The 22,963-nt window shown below is 51.5% G+C and carries 18 protein-coding genes and 1 pseudogene; 9 read left to right on the top strand and 10 right to left on the bottom strand.

The genetic code is table 11. From position 1 onward, the window contains the following. Window positions 1-143: 143 nt before the first annotated feature. The 3 genes from GCM43_RS10980 to GCM43_RS10990 are packed head-to-tail and all read right to left on the bottom strand — an operon-like array spanning window position 144 to window position 2,812. A complete protein-coding gene (locus GCM43_RS10980) occupies window positions 144-1,685 on the bottom strand; it encodes an ammonium transporter (RefSeq protein ID WP_152244128.1) in 1,542 nt (513 codons plus the stop codon). A gap of 11 nt (window positions 1,686-1,696) precedes the next feature. Further along, window positions 1,697-2,035 (bottom strand): P-II family nitrogen regulator, encoded by a 339-nt coding sequence (locus GCM43_RS10985; RefSeq protein WP_152244130.1) that lies wholly within the window; start codon window positions 2,033-2,035, stop codon window positions 1,697-1,699. Window positions 2,036-2,047: 12 nt separating this feature from the next. Further along, window positions 2,048-2,812, bottom strand: coding sequence for a TorF family putative porin (locus tag GCM43_RS10990; protein WP_152244132.1), 765 nt, complete (start codon window positions 2,810-2,812; stop codon window positions 2,048-2,050). Window positions 2,813-3,082: 270 nt separating this feature from the next. On the opposite strand from GCM43_RS10990, the gene GCM43_RS10995 reads away from it, so the two are divergent. The 3 genes and pseudogenes from GCM43_RS10995 (at window position 3,083) to GCM43_RS11005 (ending at window position 5,389) form a co-directional block, all read left to right on the top strand. Continuing rightward, window positions 3,083-3,334 (top strand): accessory factor UbiK family protein, encoded by a 252-nt coding sequence (locus GCM43_RS10995; protein WP_152244134.1) that lies wholly within the window; start codon window positions 3,083-3,085, stop codon window positions 3,332-3,334. Window positions 3,335-3,425: 91 nt separating this feature from the next. Further along, window positions 3,426-4,286: pseudogene (locus tag GCM43_RS11000) on the top strand (YifB family Mg chelatase-like AAA ATPase); the annotation flags it as partial. A gap of 842 nt (window positions 4,287-5,128) precedes the next feature. Further along, entirely contained in the window at window positions 5,129-5,389 is a 261-nt protein-coding gene (locus GCM43_RS11005) for a helix-turn-helix domain-containing protein (protein ID WP_152244136.1), read from the top strand. A 52-nt stretch (window positions 5,390-5,441) separates the two neighbouring features. Here GCM43_RS11005 and GCM43_RS11010 read toward each other — a convergent pair whose 3' ends face one another. Further along, a complete protein-coding gene (locus tag GCM43_RS11010; protein ID WP_152244139.1) occupies window positions 5,442-6,122 on the bottom strand; it encodes a hypothetical protein in 681 nt (226 codons plus the stop codon). 330 nt (window positions 6,123-6,452) lie between these two features. Here GCM43_RS11010 and GCM43_RS11015 point away from each other — a divergent pair, with 330 nt between their 5' ends. After that, window positions 6,453-8,378, top strand: a complete 1,926-nt coding sequence (locus GCM43_RS11015; protein WP_152244141.1) for a hypothetical protein — start codon at window positions 6,453-6,455, stop codon at window positions 8,376-8,378. Between the two features lie 9 nt (window positions 8,379-8,387). Here the strand turns inward: GCM43_RS11015 and GCM43_RS11020 are convergent, their stop codons facing one another. The 5 genes from GCM43_RS11020 to GCM43_RS11040 form a co-directional block, all read right to left on the bottom strand. After that, the gene (locus GCM43_RS11020; RefSeq protein WP_226929436.1) at window positions 8,388-9,620 is read right to left on the bottom strand and encodes a hypothetical protein; all 1,233 of its coding nucleotides are present in this window, start codon (window positions 9,618-9,620) and stop codon (window positions 8,388-8,390) included. Window positions 9,621-9,877: 257 nt separating this feature from the next. Next, window positions 9,878-12,523, bottom strand: a complete 2,646-nt coding sequence (locus tag GCM43_RS11025) for a hypothetical protein (RefSeq protein ID WP_152244143.1) — start codon at window positions 12,521-12,523, stop codon at window positions 9,878-9,880. Window positions 12,524-12,669: 146 nt separating this feature from the next. Further along, window positions 12,670-13,164, bottom strand: a complete 495-nt coding sequence (locus GCM43_RS11030) for a hypothetical protein (protein ID WP_152244145.1) — start codon at window positions 13,162-13,164, stop codon at window positions 12,670-12,672. Between the two features lie 67 nt (window positions 13,165-13,231). Then, window positions 13,232-13,858 (bottom strand): hypothetical protein, encoded by a 627-nt coding sequence (locus GCM43_RS11035; RefSeq protein ID WP_152244147.1) that lies wholly within the window; start codon window positions 13,856-13,858, stop codon window positions 13,232-13,234. A gap of 1 nt (window position 13,859) precedes the next feature. Further along, window positions 13,860-14,738: a DUF4747 family protein gene (locus GCM43_RS11040; protein WP_152244149.1), complete on the bottom strand. Its 879-nt coding sequence runs from the start codon at window positions 14,736-14,738 to the stop codon at window positions 13,860-13,862. A gap of 135 nt (window positions 14,739-14,873) precedes the next feature. Here GCM43_RS11040 and GCM43_RS11045 point away from each other — a divergent pair, with 135 nt between their 5' ends. From GCM43_RS11045 to GCM43_RS11060, 4 genes are all read left to right on the top strand, one after another. Then, window positions 14,874-16,205, top strand: coding sequence for a hypothetical protein (locus tag GCM43_RS11045; protein ID WP_152244151.1), 1,332 nt, complete (start codon window positions 14,874-14,876; stop codon window positions 16,203-16,205). Further along, a complete protein-coding gene (locus tag GCM43_RS11050) occupies window positions 16,205-18,115 on the top strand; it encodes an SNF2-related protein (RefSeq protein WP_152244153.1) in 1,911 nt (636 codons plus the stop codon). The genes GCM43_RS11045 and GCM43_RS11050 overlap by 1 nt, the downstream gene beginning before the upstream one ends. Window positions 18,116-18,271: 156 nt before the next feature. Next, the gene (locus GCM43_RS11055) at window positions 18,272-19,153 is read left to right on the top strand and encodes a DNA-methyltransferase (RefSeq protein ID WP_226929437.1); all 882 of its coding nucleotides are present in this window, start codon (window positions 18,272-18,274) and stop codon (window positions 19,151-19,153) included. 139 nt (window positions 19,154-19,292) lie between these two features. Beyond that, entirely contained in the window at window positions 19,293-20,894 is a 1,602-nt protein-coding gene (locus tag GCM43_RS11060; RefSeq protein ID WP_152244157.1) for a hypothetical protein, read from the top strand. A 120-nt stretch (window positions 20,895-21,014) separates the two neighbouring features. Here GCM43_RS11060 and GCM43_RS11065 read toward each other — a convergent pair whose 3' ends face one another. Continuing rightward, window positions 21,015-21,881, bottom strand: a complete 867-nt coding sequence (locus tag GCM43_RS11065) for a hypothetical protein (RefSeq protein WP_152244159.1) — start codon at window positions 21,879-21,881, stop codon at window positions 21,015-21,017. 277 nt (window positions 21,882-22,158) lie between these two features. Between GCM43_RS11065 and GCM43_RS11070 the strand changes: the two genes are divergently transcribed. After that, window positions 22,159-22,842 (top strand): phosphate/phosphite/phosphonate ABC transporter substrate-binding protein, encoded by a 684-nt coding sequence (locus GCM43_RS11070; protein WP_193315594.1) that lies wholly within the window; start codon window positions 22,159-22,161, stop codon window positions 22,840-22,842. The last annotated feature ends 121 nt before the right edge of the window (window positions 22,843-22,963 follow it).

Raw genomic sequence — 22,963 nt, forward strand, 5'->3', positions numbered from 1 at the left:
ACACAGAACTGCCGACTATATTACCGTGTAAGTGCCCCAAATCGGGGCAAAAGCCCCGTTTTAAAGGCCTTTTCCATCCGCATCAACAAAAAAAGGCGCCTCGATGAGGCGCCTTTTGGACGGTCAGACCGGAAAATCAGACATTACATGTGATAAGCCTGTTCGCCGTGGCTGGTGATGTCCAGGCCTTCGCGCTCTTCTTCTTCCGGTACGCGCAGACCGATCACGATATCGACCAGTTTGTAGGCGATCACCGAAACGATGGCCGACCACAGGATGGTGGTGCCGACTGCCTGAATCTGTACCCACACTTGATGGCCGATCGAATACTCGGTTGCCATTTTGTTGGTGACATAGTCAAACGTACCTTGGCCGCCCAATTGCGGCGCAGCAAACACGCCGGTCAGGATGGCGCCCAGGATGCCGCCTACGCCATGCACGCCGAAGACGTCGAGCGAGTCGTCGGCGCCGATCAGGCGTTTCAGGCCGGTTACGCCCCACAGGCAGACCACGCCAGCGAGCAGGCCGATGACCAGGCCGCCCATCGGGCCGACAAAGCCGGCGGCCGGGGTGATGGCTACCAGGCCGGCTACTGCACCGGAGGCGCCGCCCAGCATGGAAGGCTTGCCTTTGGTAATCCACTCACCGAAAACCCACGACACGGTAGCTGCTGCGGTAGCGAGCATGGTGTTGACGAAGGCCAGTGCTGCCAGGTCGCCGGCTTCCATCGAGGAGCCCGCATTGAAACCGAACCAGCCCACCCACAGCAAGGACGCACCGATCATGGTCATGGTCAGCGAGTGCGGCGCCATCGATTCACGGCCGTAGCCGACGCGCTTGCCAATCATGATGGCGCCAACCAGGCCAGCCACGGCGGCATTGATATGCACCACGGTACCGCCGGCAAAGTCCAGCGCGCCTTTCTGATAAATCCAGCCTGCCTTGAGGGCTTCGCTGGTAGCCGTTGCTGCGCTGGTAATGGCGTCAGGACCGGTCCAGAACCAGACCATGTGGGCCGCTGGCAGGTAGGCAAACGTAAACCACAGCACGATAAAGGCCAGCACGGCGGAAAACTTGGCGCGCTCGGCAAAGGCACCGACGATCAGCGTGCAGGTAATGGCGGCAAACGTGCCCTGGAACGCGACAAACACGAATTCAGGAATCACCACGCCCTTGCTGAAGGTCGCAGCCGTGGCAAAGGTGCCGGCAACCGGATCCCAGATACCGTTCAGGAAGACGCGGCCGAAGGTGCCAAAGAAGGCGTTTCCTTCGGTAAAGGCGATTGAATAGCCGTACATGCACCACAGCACCACCACCAGCGAAAACACCATAAACACCTGCATCAGTACCGACAACATGTTCTTGGCGCGCACCAGGCCACCGTAGAACAGGGCCAGGCCAGGGATCGTCATCAGAATCACCAGCAGCGCGCAGATCATCATGAAACCCGTATCGCCCTTGTTGGGAACTGGCGCTGGTGCTGCGGCCGGTGCTGCAGGAGCAGCCGTAGTAGCAGCAGGAGCGGCGGCAGGGACGGCCAGCGACGCGACTTCCGGCGTGGCGACCGTGGCGGTCGCGGCAGCAGGCTCGGCCTTGGCTGGCGCATCGGCAAAACTTGGCGCGGCAAAGCCCAAGGCAAACAGACAGGCAACCCCAGCTAATACTTTTGTTATATTTTTACGCATCAATCTTCCCCTTAGAGTGCTTCGTTGCCGGTTTCACCGGTACGAATACGGATGACTTGTTCCAGGTTGTACACAAAAATCTTGCCGTCACCGATTTTACCGGTACGCGCCGCGCCTTCGATCGCTTCGATGGCCTGGTCCAGCACGGCGTCATCGACCGCCGCTTCGATCTTGGTTTTGGGCAGGAAATCAACCACGTATTCGGCGCCGCGATACAGCTCGGTGTGGCCTTTCTGCCGGCCGAAACCCTTGACTTCGGTCACGGTAATGCCTTGTACATTGATAGCCGACAGCGCTTCGCGCACTTCGTCGAGCTTGAACGGTTTAATGATTGCGGTAATCATTTTCATGATAGGTCTCGCTTAAAAGGTTTTGGAAACGGTCACGACCAGACCGGTTTTCGCCAGGTTTTTGCCGTTAGGCGCCAGCGATGTGATGTTGGCCTTGACGACAGCGACCGAGCCGGTGACCACGCCAAAATCCTTGGTCACGCCGAGCTTGTAGTCGTTGTAGCTAAGGCTGTCGTTATGCTCGACTTTCTGGCGGCCTACATGCAGATTCAGCATATAGCCGTCGGTCATGTCGAAATTGGCGCCTACGTCCAGGTAGCCGCTGTTCTTGCTGTCGGCCACGCCAAACAGATTGGTGGTCGAGTGCGAGTACTTGATATAGGCCGGGCCATAGCCGAGCTGTCCATACAGTTCGAACGTATTGGCATTGGTGGACAGGCCGTTCGATGGATAGAAGTAATACAGACCGCCCACGTCATAGCTGAAGCCGTTGCCGAACTCGCCGCGCTTGCCGCCGTAGACATCCCATTCAAAATTGGTATCGCCACCGCCATCCTTGATCCACTTGATGCTCGACAGCCAGGTGCCAACGTACAAGCCGGTCGGATTATTGGTGTAGTCGGCGCCGCCGCTGACGGCCGGTTTCAAACGGCTTTGCGATACGCCGCGATAACGGTAATCGCTGGTCAGCGCCACGTTATAGCTGACTACATTGTCGGGAACGGCTTCGGCCGCAGGGGCGCTTGCCGCTTCCTGGGCCATGGCATTGCCGGCAAAAGCAGCCAGGGCCAGCGTCACGGCAGCAGCTAAAGTCATGTTCTTGGACAGATTCTTCATGGCGATTCCCTTTTATTGAACTTTTAAAGCGGTTGAGGTTTAAAATCTGGTCTTGGAGATCACAAAGCGTTCCTCTACTCTTTAGCAGAATGCGTGCCAGCTAACATTTCATCGAATTGACAGCTTGACAGCTGACTTTCCGTCCATACATGGCTTGCATGCCGCAAGTGTTATGGAAATGTAGTAATAAAGGCCATTGCAGCGCCCGATTTCGCACCAGATTAACGCCATCACGCACCTTAATGGTGCGGCATATATAAAGGAAAGACCATGGACATGAATACCTTCTTCAATGATTTGCAGGGCAAGATCCACCAGGCCATCGAAAACTCGCCCGCCAAGGATATTGAAAAAAATGTCAAATCAATGATGACCCAGGGCTTTGCCCGCCTCGATCTGGTCACGCGCGAGGAATTCGATATCCAGGCACAAGTCCTGGCCAAGACCCGCGCCAAGCTCGACGCACTGGAACTGCGCATGATCGAGCTGGAAGCACGCCTGAACGAAGGCAAGCCGCTGTAACTGAATCGGTGCTTGCTGGCGCACCGCAAACGCCGGATAGCTGTCACCGGCTAGACTGAACCTGCCCGCGCCCGCGGTGCAGGGAGAACCGATGAGCCTGGCAGTCCTGAAAAGCCGTGCGCTGGCCGGCATGGAAGCGCCCGAAGTCAGTGTCGAAGTCCACCTGGCCAATGGCCTGCCTTCTTTTACGGTAGTGGGACTGCCAGACACGGAAGTGAAGGAGTCGCGCGACCGCGTGCGCGCCGCGTTGCAAAATTGCGGCTTTGACATGCCGGCCCGGCGCATTACCGCCAACCTGGCGCCGGCCGACCTGCCCAAGGAATCGGGTCGTTTCGACCTGCCTATCGCGCTTGGCATCCTGGCCGCTTCCGGCCAGCTGCCGGCCGAGCACTTATGCGACTATGAATTTGCGGGCGAACTGTCGTTATCGGGGCAGCTGCGGCCGATACGGGGCGCGCTGGCGATGACGTTTGCCATGCAGCAGCACGGTGGCGGTCAACGCGCTTTCATTTTGCCGCATGCCAATGCCAATGAAGCCGCGCTGGTGGCGCAGGCCGCCATTTTCCCGGCGCATACCTTGCTCGACGTGTGCGCACATTTTGCAGCGCGCGACAGTCAGTGCCGCTTGCAGCGCTACCAGCCGCAACCGCTGGCGACAGCTGTCCCCTACCCCGACTTTGCCGACGTGCACGGACAGCAACAGGCGCGCCGCGCCCTTGAAGTTGCCGCCGCCGGCGGTCACCATGTGATGATGATCGGCCCACCTGGCGCCGGCAAAACCATGCTGGCCAGCCGGTTTCCCGGCATCTTGCCGCCGATGAGCGAACAGGAAGCGCTTGAATCTGCCGCTTTATACTCATTGAACGGCAACTTCAAGGTTGAAAACTGGAAACAACGTCCGTTCCGCTCGCCGCACCACACAGCTTCCGGCGTGGCGCTGGTTGGCGGTGGCTGTCAATTGCAGTTAAATCAGCGACTATCCAGCTAAATCGGCGACTTGCAACTAAATCGGCGACTACCAAAGTGCGCGGTGGCTGGCTAGCTAATGAGGCAGTCACGCGGCTTCTACAGCGGGGTTAAGCATGCGAAGGAACTGAACAAAACCACAGCTGTATGCGGCTGTTAGCAATTGCATATAGTGTGAGCCTCGGCGTAACTTCGGACGTCCCAGCATTCGGCAACAAGCTGCTATCTAGCAGCGCTGCGCGGTTCAACACGCACACAAGCAAATGCCAAAGTAGGGATAGCGCTGATGGCTGGCTTCGCATGTTCATTTGCCAGTTAGGCAGGGCACCAGAATGGGCGGCGGCAACTTATGAAAATCGCTGGCGACAGTGAACCAACGTCACCGGCGGAAGATACGCCCAATGAATCGAGCTGCTCGAAGGATTAGTTTAAAAAGCAAATATCCCAAGTACAGAAAACACGGCAAGGCCATCAAATCCTGGTGCCACCGCATGACCGTAGCAACCACACTCACGCACATGAGTCCGAACACGATCATAACGTGCCCGGTCCAGTGTATCTCTCCGCCACTTTCATACATACAAGATCCGCAAATCGGACAAATGTGCTGAGTCTTCATATATCGCCCGGGAATTCTGGACGGGAAGTGCCATAGACGCGGGACGACAGAACTGTAGCAGCTTGGGCAATTTACGGTAGATCTCATAGATAACTTCCAACTATAGACGGCAGAGCACATCCAAGAATAACCCAAATGTCACTTAAAGTTAACTAAATGAATTATTAAGTTGGTGGACGTCCTTAGCTAGGCCACTGATGCTGTGGGGTATGGAAAAGCCCCCACTCACCCCAACTCCGAGGCAGATATTCGGCACCAATTTACGACGGGCTCGTAGATTGAAAGACGTTTCTCAGGAGGAGTTGGCATTTCGCTCGAACCTCAGCAGAACATACGTCAGTGAAGTGGAGCGAGGAATTCGCAATGTCTCGATCGACAATATGGGGCAGTTATCGGATGCTCTTGGCGTCCCACTGAAAGACCTGGTTGATCCGGAGATGTTCTCTGCGCTTGGCAGTAAGCTCACTTAAACCGCTCACTTCGCCGAGCGGTCTTGCTCGGCATTCAATAGCCGTTTGCACGCTATTTTCGACTGACCTCAAAATACTCAATCGGGCAGGAAATCTCCGGCATAGTTCCTTCCACACATCGCTCCAGGGTTTCGATAAAGTCTCCGGTTGATAACGACGACTGTATCATTTCCACAAGAGCGATAAGAACCGCACCAACGCCATTCTGGACATTACCGAGTGAGCCCATGTCCCGTTCAACGGCCGCACGTTTAGTTGAGTCAAAGTGATACTGATACGAATTTAGCCAGTCCATCACCACTTGATATGAAAGCGGAGGCCGCCCCACTCCTTGCAGATTTAGGCGCCGCTCCAACTGTTTGAGCGTATATGCATCACGCAGCAAATCGAGGTGCCGGTGGAATGCCACATGAGTCAACCGCCTCTTTAACGCACCGATTGTCGAAGGTACAAAGCTGAGTTCGTTTTGCAGCACAAACGGGCGCAACTTGAGTAGCATTGCCCATACAGCTTCTTCATCAACGTGCTTGGTGGTCACATGAGCACTCCCAGCGGCGCCCCACCTGAGACTAATACTGCCGCCATGTCGCTCCTGAACAAACCGCGTCGCGCGAAGATTATCGGCATGCCGGCGAAACTGAAGAAATTGTTCCCACTCATTATCGGGAATGTCGAAAGACACGGACTCCTTGCTGGAGCCATCGTTTGCAACCAAAGAAGTTTCGATCAGCAAGGGATGTATACCTAATTGATGTGATGTTCGGCGTGCCAACTGCCCAGTCCCCTGATTATCTTGGCATAACTTTCTAAACGACAAGCCCCAAATAACTTCACAACGCCTATTTCGGAGACGGAAAAGGCGGGCGGCACCTGGACTGGCAAGAGACGATGTTTCGTAAAAACAACAAAAAGAAAACAAAAATACAAAATTCGTTGCTCCTTCGAAAGGAATGCGTTAGCTTTATGTAAAAAATAGGCGCATTGTGGCTGTTTACTTTCAAATGAAGGCCATTTAAATCGACGACTGAGTTACATTAGGGCATCAGTTGCCCTACGGTAAATCATGTCCAGTAACCAAGAACCATTCGAAAATTTCCCTCAAGATGACGGTCTTTGGGCAGTTAAGCACATTGACCAGTTCCACCAGGCGCACGAAGGCACGAGATCGGCGGCAGTGAAAGTCATGCTGCAGCGCTTGCCTCCCATGAGCGTCGCCCAGCTAGCTCGGATGACAGAGAAGGCCTGCCAAGACGTCATCGGCAAACGCCGCGACGATCCATGGCCGCGGTTCGAATTCGTCGAGATATTAGTGGGCAGCCTCCCATTGGTTACCGTGGGCTTTGTTTTTAAGAACGGCGTTAAGGTAGGGCAACTGCCGCGCTGTCGAAAGGTCATAGTGCTCGCACCAGGCGAGTTCGACTCGATGGAGTTTAAGGCTGGCGAAGATACTCCACCACCACAAGGCTGGCCCGAAAACTCACGCCACCGCACGCTGAACATTGGGGAGTATGCGGGTGTAACTGACCATACGCTACGCAACGTTTTCTTTAGCAAATCACGCCTTTGGGTGCACACCCGAGATCATGGCGAGGATAAAGAAACATACGTTGTACCGCGTACCACGATCTTAAAAGCGTTCTACGCGCAGCACACTGAAATCGCGAAGGTAACGTGCGGTCGTTCGTGGGGGAAATATCTAGAAGAAATTATTTGCCTGAACGACATAGAGTCTGGCCTGCGGACAGAAATTATCGAGGGCGGCCGACAATGGAACATTATCCTGCGCACTCTCGTGCCGGATAATTACGCCCCCATCTTAGCCGTACTTTTATTTGATGAGTACGGTAGAGCCCGCGCAGAGTCCCTGTACGCGAAAAGCCTACAAGATATGGGCGGCAATCCTCGCGAGCCTTGGTATGCCAGCGCGGAAATTCCTTTGCAGGCGGTGAACGAGCGGCTTCTTCTTGAGACAAGATGTATTGCGCTCAAACCACGCTTCTTTTTTGACGCCGCCGGGGTGCGGCGGGAACACCGCAAGTTTCTTGTCACGGAAATTTCGGGTGGTAGTTGGCCAAAGCATTACCCCATCATTGGGCATTCCCGCACTAATGACGCACTGGATTCACAAAATCCAGTGCCGGTAGAACTCGATAAGCCTTATCCACAGCCACGCAAACCTAGAGATGGAGATCCAACGACTACCCTAACGCAGGGAGAAGACGCCAAAGCACAATCAAGTACGACCACCATGAGAGGTGGCGAATGGAATTGGCTTCATACCCCACCCGTCACCATAAAACTCGAAAAACTATTTAGCAAGCGGTACTTAGGATCGGCCGGAACGCCTAAAACTGACGATGAGACACGCGTATCAACCGGAGCGCACACGCACGAGAAAGACGCCGTTTCGAAAGCTGAAGCAGTGACCCTGGTGAGGGTATCAAACGAGCGATTTGAACGCGCCATTGAAGTTCTGGAAAAACTTAAAAAGAATGGAGATATCTCCGAGATCGCGGAAGTCGCCCCGCTGGAACCGGGTCAAATGTCGGATCGAAATGGTCGCCGCTGCTGGAAATTTATCGACCAGGAATCATTAAAAAATAAACGCCCGCCAAGCATAGGCTGGCGTGCGATATACCAGAACGGCAGGAGTAGTCTCGGTGCCGTTTATCGGAGTGCGCTGATTCTTTGCCTCACCATCAACGGCGCCGACCATTACTGGATCGAGATCGAGTGCAGACCTAAAGATCCAGGCTTCCGCTCAGTGCTGTTGTCTGGAAGCGGAGCCGGCACCTTCGCAATCTTAGAGGCTACGCTGGATATTATCGCGGAGGCAAAGGGCCGTGCTCTTAAAGAAAAAATCGCCCGTGCGTTCTCGCACGAATCAGTCAAAGTGGCGACCTACATACATAGCTACGATAAGACCAGGAAGCACCTGACGGAAGAGTCCGTGAAAAACTTCCTAACTGATGCTACCACCACCCAGTAAGAAGTATTCTCAATCAGATCGCAATGCACTATAGGGATGTGCCTCCAACCGCTGTTTGACCTCGATCATCTGCTCCTCAGTCGGCATGTAAATCGAGACCTCTCGCTGCCAACGCCCATACCCTTGGACTTCAAAGTCCAATCGAATGGGCAACCTATTTTGGGTAGCAAGTTTCGAAAGAAGTACCACATCATAAACGCGAGTAACGCATTGAAGTGGTGTACGCGCCCCATTGGAGCTGCTTGTCTTCAATGGTATAGATGCTTGCCGAATGACTTCGAGCTTCATCAGCGGGTCAAGCCAGGGGGAGTCATTGAACTCAGAGAAATACTCGAAAAATAATACGCCCCAATGAGGCTCGTATATACTTTCACCGCGCTGCATTGACAATAGCTCTTGCACCCGTTGTGGGAAGTAATCTAGTCCTGAAACCCTTGCGATGTTCCGGGTCTCATCAGGATAGATGTCATTGGTTTCCGGATGGTTTGCGATGCCACTTCCTATCTTCTGCGCGTTCACGCGTGACGCACTTGGCGCAACGTAGCAGACCAGGGAACATCCATTTTGCTGCCTGTTCAGGCTTGGAGCAGAGGCCAGTTGCCGGCCCTCTCCAAGCTCGTTGCTAAGAATGTAGTGTCTGTCAGTTGAGCTGTTTTCAAAGTCACTTACAAAGAGAACTAGTTCTTGGAAGTTCCCGATTAGAAAATGCTTTATCTTCAATGTCCAAGAACCTGCATCGACCCGTTCGAACCCACCTGTAAAAACCAGCTCTGGGCCCACAGCGAATAGTTGCACAGCGAAGTCAACGCCTGTGCCACTACGGACAGCTTTTGCACACGTCGCTTCATGGTCTCTTTTCATCGCGTGCAAAGCCGAAGGGGAATAAGTCACATCATCCCTATCGATTAAGGTACCGTGATCCGCGCACAACCAGATGCCGTTACCGATGCCGCGGCGTTGCTCAGGGCTCATGCCAGCGTCATAACGCCGTCCCCCTTTAGAGGCCGCGCAAATATGCGCGGCTACTCCGATGCTGGCAGAGGACTCGGGAGACTCGTCACTCGGCCCGATAGTCAGCTTCCCACAACCAGTGAATGAGCAGCACCAACCAGCACGCGAAGCTAATGCTCGTTTAGTTGGGTCTAAGAAGTCGGATTCACGCTGGCTCATGAACACATTGTAGCTGCCGAAGCCGATTTTTAATTCGGCGCGGCGGTTATAACGAGGATGCTGCAAATTCACGCCCAACTGGAGCCATGTCCAGCCACGCACGATCTTCGCTGTTGAATTTGTAGGAGGACAGCGTCCCCTTCTTGGCCTCCGCGAGACCAAGAAGAGTGTCTCTGATGAATTTAGATTGTCGGAGCCGCTGCATTTGTAGCTGCTTCTTACGAGCTCGGATTTTCATATTCGTCCCCTCTGCGTCGATTCACACCTTTGATACTCAAGAGGCTGGATGCTCGCATAGCGAACATCTCCCCCAAGGAGGACACAAAAGATTACGAAAATTGAGCTTCAATCTTTTGAATTAGCAGTTGAACGGTTTCGCTGCGGTTGTTTCCATCCAGAAGAAAATCGACCAACTCATTTCTCAGAGCAATTCCTGAGGCACTGGCGCCGGCTACTTGCGACCACGGTCCATAAAGGTGATCGGATCGCCCCCCTGTGCTGAACCCAACGCTCTCGAATATCTGTTGCAACTCCTCTTCTCCTGGAGAGCCTGGCGGCAAACTTCCGCGCCCCAAGGCGGAAAGACGAATATACTTTCTCGCCTGAACCGAGCGTCCGTCGCCGATATGTGAGGGGAAGAAAGCGCGAAGTGCACGGCGCAGGCATGCCTCGCCTGGGCTCGGAGACGGTGCTTCTTTCTTCTGAACAATCCCGGCCACAGGTTTCTCTATTCCAGTCCAATCTCCCTGCAACAAAGTGCCGAGTTCCCCCTCGGTGAAGCAGTTGTCGAATGCAACTACCGCTCCATAATCAGCATCTCCGAAAGCAGACTTAGTCTGCTGCACAACATTTCCCGCCGCCAGGAAAGAGCAATTGCGGAACATCAGCGCAGGCTTAAATTTAGACCGGATATCTCTAATAGAAATGTCCCTAAATAGACAATTATCAAAGGTGATAGGACCTTCGCAGTCGACCAATGAGATATTGAAGAACTCACAACTCGTAAAGATAACTCCTCGCATGGAAACGCCATTTAACTGAGCATTCGAGAGAGTCGAGTTAACAAATACCGATCCATCCAACATGAAGTCACTACCGCTCAGCTCGTCTGCGAATTCGAATCCAACGAACTCTTGATCAGTGATTTCTGCCAGAGGAAGTGGATTTAGAACTCGTGCGCCCAGCCTTTCATCACCGATTGCAGCCCGCAGAGCCCACTGATTGGCGCTTGCGGCCTCGATATTGTCATTAACAGCAGCGTTGAGGGCTTCGCCGAGCTCGTCATACATCTGCATGTCTTCCAAAATAGAAGGTAGCAGTAATTCGAAAGTATATTTCGCACGAGTAGCTGAAGCCGCTAACTTGAGTACATCTGCCCGACTAAGCTGTCCGACAGGCGGTTTGCTCTTAAACATCTGCGCCAGCAAAGAGCACCTGATCCAATCGCTCAAAAATTGAGGGCGGTAAGCCCCCGCAGCCTCGGTTGCGTAGAGCAGAGCGTGCTTCGCATTCTGTCTTACGATGGCCACATTAATTTCAGGCGAGTTGACCGGATCTACATCAAAAGCGCGCGGGATTAGTTCATATGGGGTTGGTATGTTCGCGAGAGTCGGCGCAGATGCAATCGCAGCTAAGCCCTGCAGTACGGTCATCTGTCCCAATACGGTGTATTTAGGCTTAGCGACAGCGTCAATCTTTGTACATTCGCGTAGACAAGCATACAGCGCTGCAATTAGGCAAACATCTAATATCGGAGGAACATCCAGGCGTCCATCTGGCAGGCGTAGCGCTGCTCTGTTCCCGGCCCTCCGGCCTGCGGCAATCGCTGCCAAACCTTGCACAAAAAAGAGCGAAGGCTCTTGTGCGATCTCAGGAAGGACATCGATAATCCACTGCACAATGTCATCACGTTCGCGCTTAACTTGATCATCTGCCAAGCGCTCTCCGACAAGTCCGACGTACTCTTCTGGAATGTCAACGGAACTCGCACGCTGCTTTACGATTCCATCGACCACCGCACCTACATACACTCGGAAATCATCCGTTTCCAAACTCGGTAACTCAACGCTAAAAACGGACCACTCATCGGGACTTAAATGGCGTGCCTCTGTGCGACGTCCAGATAGAACCACGGCCGACTGATCAGAACGCAAGCGCCCGGTCATCAGCGCCAACAAGCTGACAATAAGGCTTTTATCGTAACGCCCAGAGACTTCGTCGATGCCATCGAGGAAAAGGGTAACCAACCCGGACTTGACAGCACGGCTCAGACGCTCAGCCCCCTCCCCAACAATGCCGATAAGCTGTGTAATACTTTCCCAAGCCACACCCGTATCAAGTGGCAATTTTCGAAGAGGAATAAAGATTGGCAACTTGTTGTTGGGCTGTGACCGCATTTTTTGCGCTTGAGATGCAAGAAGGATAGTCTTACCTCTCCCAGCCTCAGCCTCAATGAAAACAAGCTTTCCTTCCTTTCTGGTGGAGTCGTTGATTAATTCAGAAAGTCTTTCCCCGGCATTCGGATACGTCTCTTTATGCTCGTTCACTAGTTGCATCGCGATAGGATGGGCATCAAGCAACTTCAGTGGCGAGAGCGCCTCCTCGATCAGGTTTTGCTGGGATTTTTCAAACGTAGCAGGGATATCAAGCAGCTTTCGCACGGCGAAATTTGCCGTCACTGCCGTCTTCCCTAACGTCAAAGCGACGTGGTCTGTCTCTGAGGCCTTGCTCGCAGCCTGCCCCAATGGAATCCAGTTTAGAAGGACATATCTAACTGCAGACACCTCTTGCAATAACACATCGCAAATATCACTCGCTAGCCTCAGATCATCTGGACTGGCGATGGAGTGACGATCCACAAAAACCCATTGCTCTTGGTCATAAACAAACGCCTGGGTGTCGCCAGCTATCGTAACCGGAAGCAAATCCAACGTGCTTGCAAGTGCATTTGCGATATCAAAAGGTTCTGGTTTCATATCATCCATTACACATTAGTAGATCAGAAAAGTATTTGATTAATCGTTAATAGAATATCACTAGTGCAATCTCCAAAACTCACCAATTCTCACACCGCAACCTGATCGTAGGGTTTCGAAAGAAAGAAAATGCAATGTAAATCATGTCAGGACGAAGGCTTCCCAATCCGCAAATAACCATTCAACGCCAATTGAAGTGTTCTTAAAAGTGGGTACTGTTCAGGAATTGCACACCTCGACACCAATCCTTGCCGAATAATGGCAGCTTGGATATCTGCCATAAATGCGTCAATGCTAACGGCGTTCGCACCGGCGAAATTTTTACGAAATGGGGGAACCGAAGGAAAAATAGCCAGCCTCACAAGCGGCGTATCTTTTTCTAGCCAAGTGAAGACGTCTGTGAGAATAAATTTCTCCCCGCTATGAAATTTTTTCACATACCGTTGCTCACGGCGATCCCAGGAATGTGCATCAAGAGACGCTTCTATGTGGATTAAGTGGCGTGTATGCGGATGATAAGCCACAACATCAAGCTCCATTTCCCATCCTCCTGCAGAGCGCTTACCGACTTTGACATTTCGTTTAACTAAATACCCGCGCCAGTCGTAAAACTCAACAATAAGACTTTCAAGATGGGACACTCGGCGCTCCTGAAAATTACTCCTACAGCTTTATGATTTGAATACTTAAATATATTTTTAAATACATCTACTGCTGGTTTTGCGGTGTAGGCTTTGTTTTTTGCATCTTACGCATTTTCTGCACCCAGCCGGCGAGGCGGAATAACGCCAAGGTAGTTTCTAACGCAGTAAAAATGGCATATACAAAAAAGAAGTAACCTACTGCGGCACCAAAAGGCCGTAAATAGGACATGGTATCTGTCGGCAAACTCAAGGAATGGAATATACATGCGAGTCCACTCTTGGGACTTAGCTGATAATCCAGTGCACTGGCAACTAATGCAAGAACTAGAGCTATGCATTGCACCATTCCAAAGTGGGCAAAAATCGCACTTATCTGAACGTATCCAGAGCCTTTTTCGCCCTTTCCGATGTCCATCAGAGCTTCGCGCAGCTTCTCGTCCCCCCAACCAATCCATATCGCATATCCGGTGACCCCAAAGCCCAGCAGATTAGGCAGCAAACTCACAGCGGTCGCATGCCAAGGGCTGCTCATCCAATAGCCTGAAGACAGTACCGTGACGAAAATTGCTATATGAACAAAGGGCGAGCAGATGACCTCACGCCAAGCACCGTACGAACGCCAATAGCCGGCCACCCCGCTAGCCAGATCGCGATATTGTTGCCACGAAAATTTGGGTTCAGTAGATGTCATTTCATTTACGCTTACTTATAGGCCTAGTGACGTCGTGAATAACACTATTGGCCGCTTCTTCAAAAACGTCTTGCGCCAAGTGTACATTAGATTCGTAAGTAACCTTGTTCTGGTAGGGATGACTACGCGTTGATAGCTCCTCAACTCGGCCATTTTCGTTTTCCCCTTTTGCGGCAACATATCCATTTGACTGAGCAACTTTCGCTGCTAGTTGAGTATGTTCCGAAAGCTGCAATCCGGCTGGGTCATCACTGACTAATTCTTGGCGGTAAACGCTAGCATTTTGTTGCTCCAGAAATTCCATAAGTTCGCGCTCGACGTCTCCCAATGCATTCGGAGGGCGAATTTCCAACTCGATCTGTTTTAACCTTTTAAGCTTAAATATACGCTCAAGAGTTTCGCGGTCAGGCTCAATCGTTACCTTTACCTCGCCGTATTTAGCCAGATTTTGAGGGCAATTCAGATATTTAGATACCAAGGCCTGTGCCATTAAAGGTGATAGCGTATTATTTTGATCCACCCTAGTAGCAAAAACCAGTCTGTGAACTTTGGGAAAGAAAATATAAAAAACGCTATGAAGATTTGGACGGAATGAATCAGGAATAGAAACCCTTTCATCAACCTCATCCTGTTTCACGCGCTCTTTCGTAGTCAAATCAAGCCAGCGACTTTCCGCAATATTAACGAATTTCAGCAGGTCTCCAAATATAGCTTCCTTTGCTCGACTTCTGACCACATTGCGCACTAATCCACCCACATCACCACGCAGGCGCACTGGCTGCTGATGGCGGAAAGCCTCGACCCAAAGCTCCTCGTAGCGTGACGCCGCATGAGGTGGGGGCAGAACAATGTTAAGAGCTGACAAAGACAAGGTACGCATAGGAATCAAGAAAGTAAGAGATAAGGAAATAATAAATTATCACATTGCAACTTTGATGGCAAAATATATCCTTAAAATACTTCCCTATTTTGTGAATTATTCCGAAGAAAAATTAACGTTTAGGAGTTTTGTGGCATGAGTGCATATGAAATTACTGTCATAGATAAAGTTCAGCGAAACTTGCTCATTGGGGAATTAGTATCACAGAGTAGAGATGCCCGGATTGACCACGCAGTCAGGAAGGGACGGGCTCGATTAAAGATCATTAGCATACCAATCGACGCCTTGGTATATCGGTTAGAGAACTACCGGACAAGGAGTATTCAGCTGAGCCTGCAGGCTCAACACAAGCATGGCGCCGGCTTCTTCAATGTGGAGCGTACGGAAGAACAACCTGCACAGCAGGCACAACACGAAATTCTTGTTGGGGAGGCCAAGCGCGGCTCAGGCGAAACCATCAAACCAATTTTCAACGAGTTCGAACGCGTCAGAAGACAAACAGAAGACCTCTTGATCACCCATGACGGCATTGTCCTTAATGGAAATCGTCGTTTAAGTGCAATGCGAGAGCTCTACGCTCAAGACCCGTCGATGTATCAATCGTTTGAGGAAGTTGTTTGTGCTGTTCTACCTGATGACATCACACCTCCTGAGATGCGCGCCATTGAGATCACGCTTCAGATGCAGCCAGATACGAAGCTCCCATACGATTGGACTGCGGTTGGGCGTGCTGCAAGAGATCTTCGCATCAGTGGTCATACTGATGAGCAAATTGCTGCTCAAATGAATCGAGAGAAGAAGGAGGTTGAACGCTTTATTTCCAAGCTCGATGCGGCTGACATATATCTGACCGAGTGGATATGCTTCCCTGAGGACTATAGCCTCCTAGACGCGACAGAACAGGCCTTCCATCAAGTTGCTACACGAAACATCGCGGGAGGTAGGGAGACCGATCAGCGCGAGGCAACGTTAGCGTTTGATTTCTTCCTGATCGAACAAAGAGCATTGCTAGCCGACCGCGCCTACAAGTTCATCAATGATATTGAGGAGAATCCGGAGATTTTCTTAGAGCAAATTGCTAAGGAGCTCGGTGTTCCTATAGAAAATAAGTCAGCTGCTTTGCCAATGGGGCAGCTGTACATTCAGCTCGATGAGCATGACTTAGTGACCCCAGACTATCAACCGTTGATAGATAGGCTTCGTCAAATTAGGCTCGATAAAGATTTGGTCGTCGGAGTGACTGCGACGATTCAGAACGTGTGCATGAACGTTTCTGAGCAAGGCAAAAACAAAGGGGGGGCAGCGAAGAAGTTCGCTATCGATGCCCTCAACAAACTCAATGCCATTGACATCACTACAGCAGCGGCCGCTACGATACCCGACATCATCGATACGCTTGGTGCGATGATCAGCCGCATTGATCAGATACATCGAGACATCGAGCGTCATGCTCAGGCGGGGAAATAATGGAACATCCTGTCGTCACATTATCTTACGATCCCGTCTCGGGCCGCGGGCTTTACTCTCATGCAGCCGATATCCCGATGACAGTCTGGATACGAATTCGGCAGCAGGCACAGCGCATGTTGGGCAGCGGCGTCCAGTACGGTGAGCGCAGCTTGAGCATGCCCTGGCCATCTTGCTTGAATCTGTTAAGGACAATGTCGTCTTTACAGCTAAAGCTTGGCTTCAGATTCGTTACCGATAGCTCATCAGAAGAGCGCGTAAAACAATTCTTGGATAACTTCCGCTCCGTTGCGCGGCAGGACTCTGCGACACAAGAGTTTAGTTCAATAGCCGGGATAGATCAGGCACTTAGTAATGTGGGCTGGGATCACGAGAAGCGGCAACTGCGATCTTACCAGAGCGCCAATCTTAACCACCTGATCCGACTTGCCAACGGAGCTAACTTTTCGGTCCCAGGCGCAGGCAAAACAACCGTTTCCTTCGCTTTGCATTTGCTCTTACAGGACAAAGTGGATTTCCTCATTGTCGTAGGCCCCGCTAGTGCCTATCCCGCTTGGAAAAGCGTAATGAGCGAGTGCCTGCGAGAAAATGCTCCAACCCATATCCGGGCACCATTTTGCCATCTGACAGGTGGAAAAAACAAAATTGAGAAGCTGCTTCAGACCAACCATCGGCGATTCTTCATTACCTATGAACAGCTTGTTAAAGTCGATCAGATCATTGCCCAGTTCTTGAGTACAAACGCTACGCACTTGATTCTTGATGAGTCGCATCGGATGAAGGAAGGATACCTCGTAAAACGAGGACGGATGTTGATGGACATGGCCCACCTTGCCAAGCGTAGAGACATTCTGTCAGGCACCCCGATGCCGCAGAGTGCTAGTGATATGCAGTCCCAGCTCGATTTTCTGTGGCCCGGAGTGGGTCTGGGCGCGCGCATTGATCGCGGTGAGGCGCCGCGTTCTGTACTCGGAAACCTTTATGTCCGCACTACAAAAAGTGATTTGGGTCTCCCTGATCGCATTCTCAATTTCGTAAATGTCCCTATGCACCGCGAACATTTAGCGCTCTATCTGGTGCTCTGTAACGAGGTGCGGTCGAGGGCTAGCAATTTACGGCGGGGCAATGCAGGGTTACATTTAGCCAGTGCGCGAAAATCCGTAATGCGTGTACTCCAAGCGGCAACGGTGCCCGAAGTTTTGATTAACGCCTTCGGATCAGGAGAGCCACAAAATATCTCGCTGCTTCAAGCTGCTATCGATGCAGGTCCTTCGCTGCGCATATTGCATGCTGTAGAGATGGCCAGGGAGCTGGCAAAAAAAGGGGAGAAGGTCTTGATCTGGACAATCTTCACTGCCGCCGTCGAAACCCTTCTGGTGCTCCTCAGAGACCTCAATCCTGCCGTCCTTTATGGAAAAAATGGGCAACGGCCTGATACCGATCCGCAATCCAAAGAAGGGAATCTAAATAAATTCAAGAACGACCCTTCCTGTTGGGTGATGGTTGCAAATCCTGCTGCCGCAGCTGAGGGTATCAGTCTGCATATGCATTGTCATCACGCGATATATGTTGATCGCAGCTACAATGCCACCCACTATCTTCAATCGATTGATCGAATCCACCGCCTCGGTTTGTTGCCTGGAACTGAGACCCACATCTACATCTTGCGTAATCTCCTTCCTGCATTTGAGCCATCCATCGACACTGCAGTTGCACGCCGTCTGGAGACCAAGATATCGAACTTACAGCGGCTACTGGATGACGAAGATTTGCATCAGCTTTCTTTAGATGAACAGTCGGCCCCATCCGCTGTCGATAAGGATATTGACCCTCTCGACATCGACGATCTTATTAAGGAGATTGAGAGCGCTGAGCGCCAGAAGACGGAGCAAAGCACAAAAATTTCTTAAATGAGTAGATCTAAAACAAGATAAGATCTATCATAGTCAACAATTACACCATGTCCGTCTCATATGACCTCTCCTAAAATTTTAAAAACAGCTAGTACCGCTGCCAACTATGCTCTACACCAGGCCGCTGACGCTGTAGTGTTCCATGGTGACTGTATGAGGTTGATCAACGAGATTCCTGATGAGTCCATTCCGTTAGCCATAAGTTCACCGCCGTACAGCATCGGTAAAGACTACGAGAACACTGAGGACATCGATAGCTTCTTGGACCTGCATAAAAGACTTCTTCCCCAATTAGTCTCAAAGTTGCAACCTGGCGGTAGCCTGTGCTGGCAGGTAGGCTCGCACGTTAAGAATGGTGTTGTAACCCCGCTCGATTATCTGGTCATGGACTGCATGCGCGCCATGCCAGAGATGAAATTGAGAAACCGCATCGTCTGGACCTTCGGTCATGGTTTGCATTGCAGTAATCGCTTCAGCGGTAGACACGAAACTTTGCTCTGGTTCACCAAAGGTGATACGTACAATTTCGATCTAGATGCGGTTCGAGTTAAGCAAAAATATCCTGGAAAGCGATATGCCAGTGGCCCAAAGAAAGGCAAGTTAAGCGGAAACCCGTTAGGGAAAAACCCGGGCGATGTTTGGGACATCCCTAATGTCAAAGCACGCCATGTTGAGAAAACTACTCACCCGTGTCAGTTCCCCGTCGGGTTAGTGCACCGACTTGTTCGCGCTTTGAGCAAGCCAGGAGATCTAGTCTTCGACCCATTCTGCGGCGTGTCTTCTACTGGAGTTGCCGCCCTAGCCCTTGATCGCCGTTTTCTGGGCGCTGAAGTAATGGCAGAGTACATCGAAATCGGACGACAGCGCCTCAAATCCGCACTAGCTGGGGAAGCCGAATTTCGGCCGGCTGAACAAGAAATTTTTGTACCGGACCCCAATAGCAGTGTAGCACGCGAACCTGACCCCATCGAGTGGCAAGAAGTGGTACGGATAAGAACGCAGCCAATCCAAAATCAAGTGCGTGCATGCGCATAGTCCTCGCTTAGCGAAGACAATCAGGCCAGTGTGAGTTGTGCTAACTCACACTGGACCTTGAGCCGAACCACGGAAGCCGACCGGTAATATGTTTCGCAGGCTCCCCCTGCGCTCTAGCGCCCCTCTACCAAGACACGCTATGACAGCTACTGCGCCAATTGACACCACTAGCTTGCTAACCATACTGGGTGTCATCGCCGCAGTGTGGGCACTGATCTCTCCAACAAACAGACTTCGACTTCGCTTCTGCATGACATGGTGGGACTGGGGTATCGGGAGTTTGGTCTTTCTGATTATCCATTACTTGGTGTTTGCTCCAACTTTTCAAAGTCTTGGGCTGTACTATAGTTTGGGGCCATGGAAGTGGGGACTCGACAGCGGGAGTGCTGTCTATTTACTCCTCCTCTTCGTTGCCCTCTACTTCTTCTGGCGCACAAGATTTCCTACCTTAGCCAGAGGCCGGGTCGCCATTTTTCTTGAGTTAATTGAGAACTTACACCTCACCAATCGGTACGACGATTTGGTGCTGCTGGTCGAACCCCAATTACTGAAACTTATTTCCTTGACCAGGCAGCAGTCCTGGCTAAGTAGCTTGATTGATCGTCTCAACCATCCACATATTGATGTAGCTTCGCTGTTGCGTGGAGATGCACCAAAAGCACAGTCGAGTTGGAGCAAGTACCTGAGTTCGCTACTTCGATTTTTGAAGCACTGGAACTCGGCTCACTCAAGGGCTAGCATTCAAGCCCACGAAATTTTATTAAATCTCGTCACCTCCCCTAAGCTGACCACCCACCTTGCAGGAGCCCACCCGCATTTCTGCCTCAAGCTCCTTGGAACAGACGAAGCGATACAGTCTGACTTCATTGAACACTACATCGACGCGCTACTGGATACACCTGGAAGCCGCCTCTACGTAGAATTAAGAAACAACCAAAATCTGAACGGCGGCAATCGCCTGCACCTTCCGGAGAACAATCGATTGCTTCGATTCTTCTTCGCCGACGCAGATGCGGCGTTGAAGTACGGTATGGATAAGGCCATTGGTGAAGCGGTATGCAGGCGCTTGGATGAAGACGCACAACTGGCCGGGAGCTTGAACGAACCCTTGGGCTCGTACTACGAGACAAGAAGATTTCGCTGCCCTATAAATTCGGGTATCACGCTTTTTGAGATCATGGTCCACGAGGGCATCCATCAGGGCTTACAAGACCATATGTGGTTGCATTACTTTGGATACTTCGCGAAGAAAATTCTGAAGCAGATGCCAGTCGCAGTTAATCAAGAATCGCATGAGGAGTGGCAGACACCTTTTCACTACCTTCTCTACCGCCTGATCAGCATCGCCACAGATTGGGCCGAACAATGCGCGCGGTTGAAGTCCTCGGAGATTTCAGAGGCAGTGCGCACTGCCGACGGGTTTGATCGACACTATATTTCTAAAGAAGCCGCCACCGTACTTGGCTTGATGCTGGAAGATGTCATTCCAACTGAGAAGCTATCCACCGCCTTTAAGATATATTTATTGGAAGTAGTTATCCGCAGTCACATTACCCTTCAGCGGGATCCCGCTCTGGCCGATGTAGCATCCTCATTCATGACTGCTGTGATCTTGGGTACAACTTCCGAGACAACTTTATCTTATCGTGTAGAGCTCAGAACTGTGTTCAGAAGAATCGACCACAGGATTAGAGATCAAGCATCGGATTTTGAACAAACTTTGGATGCATCACTTGCATAGGGCACTTGGTCAAGTGCCTCTATGATGACGGCGCGAGACTCAAAGCTGGCGCATCGGCAGAAAAACTACCAGGCGGCACCATTTGACGCCCGGCGTTATACCCATCTATGCAAGCCTGGGTCATTTACTGACCAGGCTTTGCAACCGCTTTCCTACGCTTTCCGCCAACACCCTCAAACCTTCTTCATTATTAAGATATTTAACGTAGCGGATGTGGCGAAGGTCGAAAGGAATATCGCTCTCATGTTGTGCAATCAGGATCACATCCTGCCCCAGCGCATGTGCGATACCAGCTTCATAGAAAACGTTCGCGTTCTTGCCGGTCAGATCGCAGATCACAACTCTCGCACTCGCAATAAGCTTCACAACATCCTCGATAAGCAAATGGTGCTCCCAGATTTTGTCGGCACGTAGGCATCGCAGGCCGGCGGCACTTACTGCATTTTCCAGCGCAGCAAAGACCCCATTAAACCCGCCATCGAATGGCATCATCACCGAGACCAGATTTGGATCGACTGATCCTCGGGGTAAGGTAAAGACTGTCGGCTGCCGATACCCCAAGCCTTCAGTGTACAAAACACGAAAAAGATCAGCGTCTTTTACTGCCCAATGATTGGTGTGAAAATCGCCCCAGAATTGCTTTCGACGAAGTACGAAGTTCAGTTGGGGGGCAAGCGACTCAAGGACATCATTGGCAATCGGAGGGATGTCAGAATCGAGTGCGTACTCAATGTGGTACTCCGAATGGCCGCGTGTGATCTTAGTGATCGTGCCAACCCGAGCAAAAGCCCGGAAATCAGGGTCGCTACTGGATTCGTTAGTGATAACCAATGGAATCGACATCAGAGCAGCCCGATCAAGCACGCCTCCGGGGGCATACTTCTCCTCTACATCGGCGCTCGTATAATTAAAAACTCGGTCCGCCCCCAATGCGACCATACCACGCGGCGAAGAGATGTCCGCACCAGTCACCAAGAAGTTAAACATAGTTGTTCCTTTCTTTGTATCGCTAGGTGTTACTACTGTACCGCCGAACATCTTCCCACCGCAATAAACGCAGCTACCCAGCGGGGCTTATCAGTTGCACATAAATTTGGTGTTCGAAACCTATTAGAAAAATGTATCGCTTGAAAAGTATACGCAACTTCATTTCCTAAATTCGGAAAAATACGAGATATGGCATGATGTTGTTGGAGCTATAACCGCTATTTATTGTTTTTTGCAAAAGCCACGTCCCATGACTGTAATAATCTAGATGCGCCTAATGATGTGGAGACATTGGTGCGCCTCGCTATTTCTATCTTTAAGCATCATTGGTACTGGCGCTGAAGGTGCGAATCGAAAAGACGTTACGATCGGCGTTTTTGCCTATCAGGGTGAACGTACTGCCACATCGGATTGGCGTGATCTGGCGACCTATCTGGATCGCGAAATTCCAGAGCATCGCTTCCTCCTAAAGAATTACGATGCGGCCGGCCTACGGCGTGCTGTGGCCACTGGCGAGGTCGATTTGGTGATCACAAATCCTGGTTATTACATCGCACTGGAAACAGAAGTGGGGGTCAGCCGCATCGCCACCTTGTCCTCGCCAACAGTGCCTGCAATTGCTTCAGTGATCCTGACGCGCGCTGACCGTGCCGACCTGCGCGAACTGTCTGATCTAAAAGGAAAGCGCATAGCTGCCGTTTCGCCGGACGCTTTTGCCGGCTACCTAGTCGCGGCGCGGGAAATGCTCGATGCGGGCGTCGATCCCGAAACTGACTTGGGTGAGCGTCGGTTTATCGGCCTGCCTATGTTCAGGGCCATCGAGGCCATCATGGAGGGAGAGGTCGACGCCGGCATCGTCAAGGCATGCATGGCGGAACAGATGGTCCGCAAAGGACTGATAACCATAAATGCCGAGGTTATCGCGATTGATGCTGTCAGCAATGACCAGTACCACAGTTGATCGACCGTCGAACGATAGCGTCGGACCAATCTTGCGCGCCGCTCCCATCGCTTTAACAATCGCAATTTCCTGATCTAACCAGCTCTCTCTCAACGTGTTGACGGCTAAAGTGGACCCACTA

The sequence above is a fragment of the Janthinobacterium aquaticum genome, assembly GCF_009208565.1.
Lineage (GTDB): Bacteria > Pseudomonadota > Gammaproteobacteria > Burkholderiales > Burkholderiaceae_D > Janthinobacterium.

What these genes read in the sequence shown, in the direction of transcription:
- GCM43_RS11055 (WP_226929437.1), top strand. Translation starts at nt 18,272, where the DNA reads ATGAGGTTGATCAACGAGATTCCTGATGAGTCCATTCCGTTAGCCATA.
- GCM43_RS11035 (WP_152244147.1), bottom strand. Translation starts at nt 13,858, where the DNA reads ATGACATCTACTGAACCCAAATTTTCGTGGCAACAATATCGCGATCTG.
- GCM43_RS10995 (WP_152244134.1), top strand. Translation starts at nt 3,083, where the DNA reads ATGGACATGAATACCTTCTTCAATGATTTGCAGGGCAAGATCCACCAG.
- GCM43_RS11005 (WP_152244136.1), top strand. Translation starts at nt 5,129, where the DNA reads ATGGAAAAGCCCCCACTCACCCCAACTCCGAGGCAGATATTCGGCACC.
- GCM43_RS11025 (WP_152244143.1), bottom strand. Translation starts at nt 12,523, where the DNA reads ATGAAACCAGAACCTTTTGATATCGCAAATGCACTTGCAAGCACGTTG.
- GCM43_RS11015 (WP_152244141.1), top strand. Translation starts at nt 6,453, where the DNA reads ATGTCCAGTAACCAAGAACCATTCGAAAATTTCCCTCAAGATGACGGT.
- GCM43_RS10990 (WP_152244132.1), bottom strand. Translation starts at nt 2,812, where the DNA reads ATGAAGAATCTGTCCAAGAACATGACTTTAGCTGCTGCCGTGACGCTG.
- GCM43_RS11065 (WP_152244159.1), bottom strand. Translation starts at nt 21,881, where the DNA reads ATGTTTAACTTCTTGGTGACTGGTGCGGACATCTCTTCGCCGCGTGGT.
- GCM43_RS11070 (WP_193315594.1), top strand. Translation starts at nt 22,159, where the DNA reads ATGATGTGGAGACATTGGTGCGCCTCGCTATTTCTATCTTTAAGCATC.
- GCM43_RS11045 (WP_152244151.1), top strand. Translation starts at nt 14,874, where the DNA reads ATGAGTGCATATGAAATTACTGTCATAGATAAAGTTCAGCGAAACTTG.
- GCM43_RS11050 (WP_152244153.1), top strand. Translation starts at nt 16,205, where the DNA reads ATGGAACATCCTGTCGTCACATTATCTTACGATCCCGTCTCGGGCCGC.
- GCM43_RS11040 (WP_152244149.1), bottom strand. Translation starts at nt 14,738, where the DNA reads ATGCGTACCTTGTCTTTGTCAGCTCTTAACATTGTTCTGCCCCCACCT.
- GCM43_RS10980 (WP_152244128.1), bottom strand. Translation starts at nt 1,685, where the DNA reads ATGCGTAAAAATATAACAAAAGTATTAGCTGGGGTTGCCTGTCTGTTT.
- GCM43_RS10985 (WP_152244130.1), bottom strand. Translation starts at nt 2,035, where the DNA reads ATGAAAATGATTACCGCAATCATTAAACCGTTCAAGCTCGACGAAGTG.
- GCM43_RS11060 (WP_152244157.1), top strand. Translation starts at nt 19,293, where the DNA reads ATGACAGCTACTGCGCCAATTGACACCACTAGCTTGCTAACCATACTG.